A 13,119-nucleotide genomic window follows, 5' to 3' on the forward strand; every position below is an offset into this window, starting at 1 on the left:
ATGCAACAAAATCAAAATAATTTTACTCGTGGTTCACAGATTTTTGCTCATCAGATGAGAATGCTTGGGCAAGGCAGTATTAATGCTTTAACTATTGGATTAATATTTACTGTAGTTTGGCTAATGTGGCGTACATATCAGAAATTGTCCTTAGTAAGCTTATATTATTTTATCATAGAGCGATACGCACAATTAAAACTTGCCATAGGAGAGTATTTTTACCCTATAAGCCAAATAGGTATTAAATTCTATTATTTAGAACAAAAAGCTTGGGTTTATCGTAATGCTGAAGAATTTGTGCATAAATTTTGGCATGTTACACCGCATTCGCATAATATCAATCAATTTGGGCAATTCTTATTGCATTCAGCTTGGCCAGAAGGTATTATTGTTTTTACTATTAGCATGTTTACTGCCATCATCTTTTTTATGTATCGAGGTAAAAAAGCTGTTATACAAGATAAGATCAGGGGAGCAGATTTGGTGGAAGCAAAAACTTTAGCGAGAATGCTTCATAAAAACAAACAAGCTGCTAATATTTGTTTTTCTGGATTGCCATTAGTTAAAAATAGCGAAAGGAGGCATATTCTTATTACCGGTACTACTGGTAGTGGTAAAACTAATATGTTAAATGAGCTATTACCTCAGATTAGAAAAGAGCAAGGTAGAGCAATTATTGTTGATTTAACAGGTAGCTTTACTGATCGATTTTTTGATCCCAAATGTGATAAGCTACTTAATCCTTTGCAAGAGAATACAGAGCATTGGTTGCCTTGGAATGATTGTCATGAAATTTGGGATTATAATGATATGGCAAGTAACTTTAGTAACTATAATCCCAAATTAGATGATTTTTTTGCTAAAAGTGCTGAGTTGGTACTCGCTGAAGGATTAAGATTATATCAGGATAGTAAAGACATCAAAAAGCTAATAAATACTATTCTTTATGCAAATAATAAAGAATTTGCAAAAAGTTTTAAAAATAGTGCAGTATCTGGTATAATTAGCAGTAGTGCCCCTGAGACTTCTTCAGGTATTCAAGCAACTGTTAGTAAAAATATTGAAGTGTTGCAACATTTAAAGCCTAAAGGTGAGTTTAGTATTAGAAAGTGGTTTACTGCGGACAAAGGTTGGTTATTTATAACTAGTACTCCTAATCAAAGAGTAATGCTTAGACCACTTATTGCTGCATGGATTAGCATAGCGATAAAAGCATTAATGAATAGGAACATCAATAATACTCATAGTAATATGTGGTTTGTGATTGATGAGCTGCCAGCTTTACAAAAGATATCTTCACTCCCTATAGCTTTGGCTGAAAGCAGGAAATATGGTGGCTGCGTTGTTGCAGGTATGCAAAACATTCATCAATTAGAGGAGATATATGGTTCTGCTGGAACAGCTTCAATGCTTGATTTATTTGGTAGCAAATTTATTTTTCGGGTAAGTGATCAACAAACAGCACATAAATCAGCTTTAATGCTTGGTGAGCAAGAAATTATTGAAACTCAAGAGAATCTCTCTTATGGTGCTAACTCCATGCGTGATGGAGTAAATATGCATAGCTTAGAGAAAAGAAAATTATTAGTAATGCCATCTGAAATTATGAATCTAGAAGATCTTACCTGTTATGTAAAACTTGCGGGTAACATCCCAATTACTAAATTACAAATGAATTTACAAACTTGATTTAAATGCAAAAATATAGAAACCATTTTAATGGTATTTTTAAAAGATTTCAATTGTTTGATAGGGGATTACCTTATAAAGAAAAATCCTACTATAATGCCCCTTTAAATCGCTAATTTAGTCCGTCCGCCAAAACTCTACAGACCTTATAGATACTAGGTTTTAAGGCAAAAAGTAATAGTAAAATCCATAAGAAAATGAAAGGTTTTATATCAAAAGCTTATGGAAATACAAAAAAATGGCAACGAGAAAATTGAGTACGTTTTGGGACATAGTGTGTTTTTTGATACAAAAATTTAAAATTAGCCCTCAAAATCATAGTAATTTGCTCTAAAATTGCCCTGTTTTTGGAAATTAGTGCCACAAGTGATATTTTTTTGAGTTTTGGCGGACGGACTAATTTAGTATACGAGTTTTAGAGGTAAGCTGTGTATAAAAAACTTTTTTGTCATTTCAGAATTTTTTATAAATGATTTTTCAAACAGCAGAGTAAATTTTACAAGAAATATGTTTACTCTAAAGAACTAATAAAAGCTTCATCAAGACCGGTTACACTAGAAATTAAAGAAACATTACAACCTTGAGTTAACATTTTCTTTGCTACCTCTACTGCTTTATTATATTCCCCTTCAGCTTTACCTTCAGCTTTACCTTCAGCTTTTCCAATTTGGATACCTTCAGCTTTTCCAATTTGGATACCTTTAGCTTCACCAATTTGGATACCTTTAGCCTCACCAACTTGTAAGCCTTCAAGAATACCTATTTCTTTCCCTTCTTGTTGCCAATGCTCTGCTAAACTTCTCATAAGCCTTGTTCCTATTTCTGGATTCAACTTTGTTGATAATAAATTCTCTAGCTTTATTTTATCAGCTTGCTCTATCTTTGTCAAAGTATAATATAATATCATTTCTAGATAATCATAACCTATCGTTATTTTGGTTAATTCCGGCAATATATCTGATATTTCTTGCCATCTTTTTAATAATTCCCTCTCATGTATATGCTTGAGAAAAAATTCTAATATTCCCGACCATATTCTTTGTTTAAACTCTTCATCTGGTATTTCATGGACATTCACTAATTGGTAATCATTAATCCATAATTCTCTTGCTAATTTGTTATTGGCAAATAAATCCCACAAATTCCTTGCAACATTATATTTCTCCTGACCATTGAAAAATATCATCGGGTATACCAACGGTAAAGTCTTAGCTTTAGGATTTTGTATTAAATATCGCTCACAAATATTAATCATATATTTAAAAAGCCTAAAAGCCATAAAATGATCTGCTTTTGATTGATGTTCGACAAGCAAAAATAAGTAGCCGTCTTGTTTATCAAATTTGCATGAGAATAAAACATCAGAGATAGAATCTTTTAAAGAACTTTCTACAAATGTGGTGTTCTCCATTGCTAAACTAGGAAAATCTATTAAACTTTTAATATTTGGGGGCAAATGTGCATTAAAGAACTCATGGGCAACTAGAGGATTCTCAAGTGCCTTACGAAATATCTTATCATGCTTAGCTTTCTTCTTATCCTTATCTGGATCACCAAGCAGGTTTCCTTGTTCACTCATATATTTACATTTTTTGAATTGGTAAAATATTATTACACTACACTCTAAACTCTTATTCCTTGATTTAGCTTGATCTCAGATACTTGCTTTACCGCACTTCTTATTTCTTTACCTATTTCTGAGCTTGGACTTACATATTGCATTACTTGTTTATCTCTTCCTATGGCATTTAAGTAATCTTCAGGGACTAGATGGCTTTTGCCTTGAAAATCATATACTACTATATCAGAAAATTTCTTATCACCAAGATTATAATTAGGATTAAATTTATTCTTCATAATTTGTAAATCTTTCTGTATCTTCTGCTCTATTGCTGCTATGCAAATCTTGTTACTGTAGAGCAGACAAGAATCTATACCTTTTTCTCTGTAGATTTGTATTGCGGTATTGATATTCTCTGCTGTGCCAAACTTTGCTAAAGCTTGTATTTGCTGTTGCTGCAAATTATTTAGTCCGTTATTATCGTTATTTACCATTTTTGAAAATAGTAATTCTATAGACTGAAATTGTGATTTTCTATCATCACTTGCTTTTAAGGATGATTTAAGTTCAGCTACATTGCTAGCTACTGTTAATTTTGCTATTTCAGGCTCTAGAAGATTTCTAATAGATTCTGCTCCTTGAGATTTTAGCACATCATTAAAATCTCCTGTCTCGAGTGGTCGTATTATTGCTACTGCTGCTCCTTTGCTAATTAATTCGTCCTGAGCCTTAATTATGGTACGAACTGATACTGCGTCTTTGCCGTCATTATCGGCAACAATTATTATTCTCTCTCCTTTGATAGGCTCATAGTTCCTGATGTTATTTACACCTAAACTACAAAGAATTTTGCCTTTAATACCAGCTTCCCCAATGCTTAAAGCCGTCTCTACCCCTTCTGCTATAATCGTTATATTACTAACTGAATTATTGCCATCTTTACTGCTTTGTACATTCCTGCTTTGTACGTTCTGCTGTTCGTTATTTTTATTAATTTCAACAAAAGAACCTCTGATTCTACCAAATGAACGTTTATTAACTTCTATACTCGCTTTTGCCCCTGTTTCTTTATTTAAATAAATAGCTTGACCTCCGGTAATATTGCCATCTTTATTTCTTACAAAAGCAATTAATGCAGGATAATATTGTTTGCTATTACTGTCCCACATCATATTGGTTCTAAGATCATTACTTAGTTGGTATCTTGTTAATACTTCTTTAATTCCACGATGTTCTGATAAATATCTTTTTGCTACATTATTTGGCATAACATATTTTATAGAATCTGATTTTTCATATAATCCTATAGCTCTCTTAATTTTTGCTATTTCAGCATATTGCTCTGTTTGAGTTTTAATTTGTTGATTTTTGTCTGCTGCTAAATTTGCTGCTAGATCTTTACCTCCGTTGGTTGACATACCAACCATATCTTGTAAATATTTCTTAGCTTCTACAAAATCACAATTTTTTTCTCTTTGTACTAAGGTAAATAGATCTCCTCCCTCGCCTTTACTAAAATCATACCATCTGCCGGCTTTACTGCCATGTATCTTCATCACTATTTTGCCATCTTTCTCCCAGCGGAGTAACTGGCTATTTGATAAATGCTTATTTGGACTACCTAGTAAATTTCTTCCTATTTCTTCTGCTTTAAATGATAATCTTTGCTTTAATTCTACAGCTTCTTGTTTATTAACAGAATTATAATCTATTTTTTTCTTGACCATAATATCCTCTTGTAACTTAACACTTATTGTTGTATCTTGTTTATTACAATTCGTAAGGTTATAAGAAGAGCTTTTTTGCTCTTCTTGGGCTTTATGGCTTGTGGCAAAATTTGAGCTAGTGCTTCTTAGGATTTCTAGTACTTTAGCCGGTGGCTCTGACTTTACTTTTGGTTGGTAATAGTTATCATTACTATGTAATCGATAGTCCACTTTTCGCTTTTCGCATGTTCCGTTACGGCAATCCAAATGATGACAAAGATTCTCAAGTATCTGCTCATATGCAAGGAGTTGTGACATAGTCCAATTAAATCGACTCAAAATATTATAGGCATTATTGATGTTAATATTAATATAAGCTGTATTAAACCTATCATTAGAGAGTAACTTTCTTAATCTTGTTTCCTGTGTCTTTTTATATTCATCGTGGTTTGCTGTACCAAATTCTGCTATATTATGCATCTCTCTGCTACGTATTTGTATTTCTATATTACGTTTATAGATATTAATTATGACATGTAAGGAACGGTAGCCATTATCCTTAGGATTAGTAATATAGTCTTTAAACTTCTTTACATCAACAGAATAAATATTGTAAATAATATCTAATACTTTATAACAGTCTTCTTTTTTATTAACTATAATCCTAAAAGCAATTAGGTCCTTCAATTCTTTCACAGTGGTAGCTTTTTTAAATATCTTCTTTAAAACAGAACAAGGAGATTTTAATCTGTAATGTATTTCAGCAGCTATATTAGCTTTATATAGTTTAGTGCTAATAGCAGCTATGATATTATGTAAATCATTAGTATTTATACCTTGCATAATTAACATTTATAATAAATTATAATACGTTTGTTATAAAATAATCAGCTTTTGATCCCTGTAATTAACTATTAACTCCACATTAGTACACTAAACTCCATAAAGAGATATAACTCTTGGAACTTTACTTTTAAATTTATGGAGGGAAAAAGCTGATTATTTTACAGTAACTTAAGTACAATATTTAACTCCCTGACCTTACTAATTTGGTAGAATGTATTAAAACTTAAATTAGAATTATTACAACTCTTAAAAAAACAGTAAGTATTATACATAAGTAAAAAACACGTAGATATTAATGTAAAAATTTATCTATTAAAGACCTCTGAAAATAACTGAATTAAGTAGTCAATAATAAGAAAGAGATATTAATGAAGAGATTATAATCATTAAGAATTATTAGAATGGATATATTTACAGTTGTTGGAAGAGACAGATTAAGTAAAGATAATGTACTTAAGTTAGAACAAATAATTAACTGGAATCAAGTAAGTAATTATTTAAAGAACAGTAAACTGAGATCTGACTTAGAACCTGTCTTGAAAGACTAATTATCTAATTACATAGTACTTCAACATGTTACTTTTTTAGTACTATTTTATGTCTAAAAAATTTACATGTTTTAGCAAAATTACTGTTTTTTATATAGATTTTAAACTGTTTGTTATGAATTAGTGTATTATTGTTGTTATCAATCCACTTTCAAGACAGCCTCTTAGGCAGGATTGGTTATAGCGAGTGATTGTTATTTAAATGTATCCTATTAGGACAATTATATAATTTAACGTGAATAGCGAATTAAAATAAGTCAAGAATTAAGGAAAGAGTCGATAGACGGTTTGTTAGGTAGTAACTGGTAATTGATAAGAGAAGCGATCATGTGAGAGAAGGCATTTTTGACTGATCCATATATGACGATGTCTTTTAACCTTATAGAATAATAATAGTTTAAATAAATTAGATTTTATGGAAGATAAAGACTATGTGTCCGCAAGAAATATATGAAAAACATTTACGTGTAATTAACAATATTAGATTTACATCAAGAGAAATAGATGTAATAGCATGCATTATGCATGGGAAGAACATAAAAGGAGTAGCTAATTTTTTATCAAATGAGGATAAACAGGTTGAGACAAGAACTATTGAAAGTCATATTTCTAACATCAAACGGAAAATAGGAACAAATGTTCGAGAGGGCATTATAAACTTTATGGAAAAGTCCGATAAATATAAACTAATACAAAGTTACTATTTAAGTTTATTAATTCAACAAGAATTTAAAAAAAACTTAAAGGAAATTTTAATATTAACAAAGCCTTATAATATATCTTTTTTTATTGTTTTGCAGATGCTAGGAAACAATGATTTAAACTGGATGATTTATAAGATACGTAGGGATTTACAACTTGTAGGCATAACAGTTTTTATAGAACTGCGAGAATATTCTGATAATGTTCCTATAGTTCTCATGCATAAGGGGACACATGGCGAAGATAAAAAGCAATGTACTATCTATGTTTTATCTGTAAATAAAACTAATATACCTAAACGACAATCTATTGTTATGTCTAATGATCAGGATATATCTAAAGTATTTTTCCTTACAACACAGGAAAAACAAGGTTTAGAATTTTTACCTAAGCGAACTAATTTTGAATATATTAATCTTTCTCTATCCAAACAATATCATTTTATTTTTTTAGAAATTATCACAAAAGTTTTTTCTAATACAAATGTAGAGAATATTATTGTTAAGTTCAGGGAAAGATATAATAATATTATGTCAAATCAGACTAGTTTAGTTGCCCCTCACTCCTATTTGACAGACAAAAATATTCAAGCTAAAGTTAGGAATATTTATTTACCAATAGTTGGTGTATTGGTTTTGATTATTTGTGGTACTTATCTTTTAATATTTGACCCAGCTGTTAGAACAACGGTTAAAAGTCAAAAAGCAGAAATGCCTTACCTTAAACCACAAGAATCAATAATATTTCCTAAGAATGTGACTACTTGGAATATACCTAGACAAGATAACGTTTTTGTTGGTAGAGAAAAATTATTGAATAATTTACACAATAAATTACGTCAGAATCATACACCAGAAGGAATAAGTAATGTGGCAATTAGTGCATGTGCTGGACTTGGAGGAATTGGAAAAACACAATTAACTTTGCAATATGTCACGCACACAAAACATCCGTATACATTTAAAGCTTGGTTTCCTGCAGAGAACATTGATGATTTGTATAATAAATATATTGAATTCGCTAAGCTATTAGGATATACAGAAAACATCTATACAAAAGAAAACATTATCGCTTATGTTAAACAATGGCTAGTTGATAATCCAGGATGGCTTTTAATTTATGATAACGTAAATAACTATCGTGAAATTGCACCATTTTTACCAGAAACTGGGGGACATGTAATTTTTACAACTCGTCAACGTCATTGGCCAACAAAATTTTCAATATTGCCCATTGACGTCATGACAGAAGAAGAATCTATTAAAACAATAAAGACTTTAATACAGCGAAATGTGGCATTAGAAGAAGAAAATGCTATAAGGGAATTAGTAGAAATTTTAGGATATTTACCCTTAGCACTAGTACAAGCTAGTGCTTATATTAAGCAAAAACATATTGCTATTCCAGAATATTTAGACCTTTACAAGAAGTATGAATCAGAATTATTATCAGATAATTCTTTTTTAGAAGAGACAAATAATTATAGTTACCCAGTGGCAGTAACCTGGAACATTACCTTAGATGAAATTGTTAGAGATACTAGAATTAACAATGAACCACCAATAGCTATTGAACTTTTAATAGTATGTGCTTACTTAGCACCAGACAAAATCTCTCGAAAACTATTGCTTACATGGCTGCAAACTGCTCATCCTGATTTATCATCGCCAGAATTAACATTAAATAAACATATTGCTCTATTATGGCAATATTCCATGATCAATTATGATAACGATAATAATATTTCCCTCCATCGTCTAGTACAAACAGTTTTACGTCATCAGTTCGATAAGATACTAAATAAAAACAATAATATGTATCCTACCTTAAATTTAAGGTGGTTTGAATCCCTATTACAATTTTTTATAGATAATGAGCAAGAATTTAAACTAACTAATTCTTTTCAACAAATTATTGAAACTAGTCAGCACTTTAAAACTCAATTTCAGGATAAATATAATGAAAATCTTATAAAAATGGATTTGATGGTTGCTACAATCTACTATTATCAAGAAAAGTATACAGATTTTCTAAAGATACTTGATCAGGTTAATGCATATTTGCAGAAAATTGACGGCTTAGAAATGTTAAAATGTGAAATGCTAGCCTTATATTCAGCATATTTTTATAAAATCGGTAATTATCATGAGGCTGAAGAAAAACTAAATAAAGCATTTGATGAGTACAATAATATAAAAATAAATAATTCAGAAAAAGACAATGATATGAAAATATTGAAGGCAAGATTAGTGTATCATAAAGCCAATCTTGTCTTAGAGAAAAGTAAAAAAACAGATAAAACTAATATAAATACACTAGAAATAGAGAATGCTATTAAATCAATTCAAGAATCAATGATTTTATTTAAGGCAGCTAATAGAACTAAAGGTTTTTTATTATCAATTAGATTGTATGGACAACTACTTATTTTAACTAACCAAGTGGATAAAGTAATAATAGAGTTTAATAAATACAATAACTTAATTGAGCAAACATCTGATTACATGATAAAAATGCTTTTTTATATAACTTATTCAGATGCTTATTTTAGCAAAGGCGATTTCAACAAAGCTTTGGAATATTGTGGTAAAGCTAAACAACAAGCAGAGAAATTACAGCTTAACAATAAATTAAATTATCTTAACAATCAAGAGAAAACTATTAAAGCATCACTGCAATAAAATTGAATAGCATTCTATAGTTAAGTAAATTCAATTAGGTATAATAAAGAGTATTAAGTCCGTCCGCTAAAACTTAAGAAAATATCGCTTTAGGCACTAATTCCCAAAAATAGTGCGATTTTAGAGCAAATTACTATGATTTTGATGGCTGATTTCAAATTTTTGTATCAAAAAAACACCATATTTTCCAAAACGCACTCAATTTTCCCATTGCGATTTTTTCTTATTTCCATAAGCTTTTGATATAAAACCCTTCATTTTTTTATGGATTTTACTATTACTTTTTGCCTTACAACCCTATTGCCTACAAGGCTTGTAGAGTTTTGGCGGACGGACTATTAAAGATATTTATTGCATAATAACAATTTACCGTTATTGTGGAGTAAGAGGAGAGAATGGGACTGTGTTATTATATAAATTTAATTTTTTGTAATTTGTAGTTATATTTAAACAATGTGTGTGTAATTGTCTTGCAACTTTTGGTATTTTGAGATAAGTAGCAAGAGCTAAGAAGACCTGTAAAGTTTCTAAAATTGTTTTCTGTTCTTTTTTATGGGTTTTAGCTCCTATTGTTTGTACATTATGTAGCCGATCAAATAACTTAATTAATAGCAACTCTTTTTTCTTCTGCTGATATAATATTTTAACCACTTCTGCTGCACTAATTTTTTTATCCTTTTTAACTCGTGTTAAATCTTCAACTTGACCTGCGATTTTATAGCCAAACTCTTTTACTATCATTTCTTTAGTAAGTAATGTATCTTCAATACAATCGTGCAATATGCTAGTTACTATGATATCTGTTCTAAATAAATAATCAGAAACCATGTATGCTACTTCTAAAGGATGTGAGTAATAGAATTCTCCTGTTTCTCTCTTTTGCCTGCCATGATACTTTTTAGCAAAATAAATTGCTTTTTTAATTTTATTAAGATCAACCATGTTCTTAGACATCTTATTAATAAGCATGATCTTCGTTAATAGCCTTTTACTATATCGGCAATTTGATAGATCTGTAATTTTTATTTTGTCTAGCTCAAGATCTATACCTTTAGGTAAATTTAACTTTCCTGTAATAGGATCTATAGTTTTTTGATGATTTTCTTGACTTCTTGCCATATATCCTTCCTTACTATAATTTACTTAAGTGTAGCAAGTGAAGTACAATAATCAAGAAAATCATCATTATTAGTTAATACATAATCATCAAAACCTTATCAATATCAACATTATGTATCATAAATCAGATCATCAAGAAGAGGTAACTTAATTGGTATATTACAGACAATAGTAGTACTTTTACCTTTTTCACTTGTTACTTCAATCTCTCCATTTAGCTCACTAATTAGACGCTTTACAAAACTTAATCCTGATCCAAGTCCATTATATTGCATAGCAACATCAAATTTATCAATCTTTTCATGAAGATGTTGCCTGATTTCTTTAGACAAACCAACACCACTATCATGCACCATAAATTGGAATACCATTTCTCTGTTTTGTTGTTCTGATTCTGAAACGGCTGGACTAATAGCAAACATGTTCACTGTTACCACAACTTTACCTTCTTTAGTAAAGTTAATAGAATTATCTATTAACTGCTCTAATATTGCCCCTATTCGATAAGTATCACTAATTATAGCATTTGTTAAATCATACTGAAAATTACAAGATAAATTTAATCCCTTACGTTGAGCTATTGGCATCGCTTTATCAATAATCTTATTTACCAACTGTTTTGGATCAAACTTATTAAAAACTATAGGAGGTAATCCTGAATTATTCTGTAAATAACTAAGTATATTGTTATAATAATCCAGTAATTCTTCAGCACAATTTACCACACTAGCTAAATAATCCTTTTTTTCAGGATGATCCTCTATTTCATAAAGGGCTGTTACTAATGAAAAAATCCCATTACATGGAATCTTTAATCCATGTACCATATTTTGCACCACATCTCTTTTAAATAACTCAGATTCTTTCAATTTATTATTTGCTTCTTGTAACTCTAATTTATATTTAATTATATCAGTATAATTTGTGATCGTCGAGTTAATGATATTCTCTTCTTGCTGATATGGTATTAATGTGACAGATATGGGAGATAATTGAAGATTCCAATTTGTTTTAGTAATATTATGATTATCTTTTGGTTGATTTTGATTATTAATTGTCATAGCATCTCCTTGCTGTTAAAGTTCAGAAAACAGCTCAGAGGTTAAAGTGCTAAAATTTTGTAGTTTTTAATTTAACCTCTGAACTAGAACTGCACCACGGCTGCTCTTAACAAGGACAGATATCCTAACTATTCCATGAAGTACAGAGGATTTAAGAGCTTTTTTGACAGATTTCTACACAATTTAATAAAGAGCTGCATAAATGAGACACAGCTAAATTACTATTATTTGTTAGCTCAGATCTTTGTCTATTACATACAAATCAAAACTAGTATTAATGATGTTACAGAAAACATCAAGAATTCCTTGAAAATCCCTTGTAATACAGTATTTTGCTGGCATTTAAACCTATTTTATACTATAATTTAGTATAAATATTTTAATAATAATTTCATGTCAGTAAAGAACTCAGATAAATCACAACCATTCCTACAATGGGTTGGTGGTAAAAGAAAAATTGCCGATCAATTAATTAAGTTTCTTCCATCAACACTGAATAACTACTATGAACCATTCCTTGGTGGTGGGGCTTTATTTTTTCAAATTAGAGATAAATTTAAACAATGCTATTTATCTGATATTAATCTAGAGCTAGTAACTAGCTATAACGCAATAAAGAAGAATCCAGATAAGGTCAGTAAACTATTAGACTCTCATAAAGAAAAACATTCCAAAGAGCATTATTACCAAGTTAGAAGTAATAATGATAGTAATGACCCAGCAAAAATTACTGCAAGATTTATCTATCTTAATAGATATTCATTTAAAGGCATTTACCGGATTAATATTGATGGGAAGCCAGCTCAAACTTTCTCTGGTAGAAACTATAGTAAATCTGATATTGCTTCTCGATTAAAACAGTGTAGTCAGCTTTTAGCTGACACATCTATTTGTGCTATGGATTTTTCTTTCATTGAACCACAACAAGATGATTTTGTTTATTTTGATCCTCCTTATCATAAATCAGGTGAGAAGTTTTATACCAGATTACCCTTTGATGAAAATGAGCAAACGAGACTTAAAGATTTTGCTACAGAACTCAATGATAAAAATGTTAAAATAATGGTTTCTAATAGTAATACTCCCTTTATTAGAAACTTATACAAAAATTTTAATATTAGTACTATTAAGGTTAAATATTCTATGCCTGAGCACAATAAAATATCTGACGAAGTAGTTATTACAAATTATCAATTACCACAATAG

At 29.9% G+C, this 13,119-nt stretch carries 7 protein-coding genes; 3 read left to right on the plus strand and 4 right to left on the minus strand.

Annotated elements, in window-relative coordinates:
- Entirely contained in the window at positions 1-1,689 is a 1,689-nt protein-coding gene (locus RSA_RS03570) for a type IV secretion system DNA-binding domain-containing protein (protein WP_008579926.1), read from the plus strand.
- A 511-nt stretch (positions 1,690-2,200) separates the two neighbouring features.
- Here the strand turns inward: RSA_RS03570 and RSA_RS03575 are convergent.
- On the minus strand, positions 2,201-3,268 hold the full coding sequence (locus RSA_RS03575; RefSeq protein WP_008579927.1) for an Rpn family recombination-promoting nuclease/putative transposase: 1,068 nt from the start codon (positions 3,266-3,268) through the stop codon (positions 2,201-2,203).
- A 44-nt stretch (positions 3,269-3,312) separates the two neighbouring features.
- Positions 3,313-5,808, minus strand: coding sequence for a toprim domain-containing protein (locus RSA_RS03580; protein WP_014364758.1), 2,496 nt, complete (start codon positions 5,806-5,808; stop codon positions 3,313-3,315).
- Positions 5,809-6,781: 973 nt separating this feature from the next.
- Between RSA_RS03580 and RSA_RS03590 the strand changes: the two genes are divergently transcribed.
- Positions 6,782-9,733, plus strand: coding sequence for a DUF7779 domain-containing protein (locus RSA_RS03590; RefSeq protein ID WP_014364759.1), 2,952 nt, complete (start codon positions 6,782-6,784; stop codon positions 9,731-9,733).
- A 372-nt stretch (positions 9,734-10,105) separates the two neighbouring features.
- Here the strand turns inward: RSA_RS03590 and RSA_RS03595 are convergent, their stop codons facing one another.
- Positions 10,106-10,852 (minus strand): HD domain-containing protein, encoded by a 747-nt coding sequence (locus RSA_RS03595; RefSeq protein WP_008579933.1) that lies wholly within the window; start codon positions 10,850-10,852, stop codon positions 10,106-10,108.
- A gap of 110 nt (positions 10,853-10,962) precedes the next feature.
- Positions 10,963-11,913, minus strand: a complete 951-nt coding sequence (locus RSA_RS03600; RefSeq protein WP_008579934.1) for a sensor histidine kinase — start codon at positions 11,911-11,913, stop codon at positions 10,963-10,965.
- Positions 11,914-12,306: 393 nt separating this feature from the next.
- Between RSA_RS03600 and RSA_RS03605 the strand changes: the two genes are divergently transcribed.
- Complete coding sequence (locus RSA_RS03605) at positions 12,307-13,119, plus strand: DNA adenine methylase (RefSeq protein WP_011477104.1); 813 nt, start codon at positions 12,307-12,309, stop codon at positions 13,117-13,119.

Origin of the sequence: Rickettsia philipii str. 364D, assembly GCF_000283995.1 — a bacterium.
Classification (GTDB): Bacteria; Pseudomonadota; Alphaproteobacteria; order Rickettsiales; family Rickettsiaceae; genus Rickettsia; species Rickettsia rickettsii.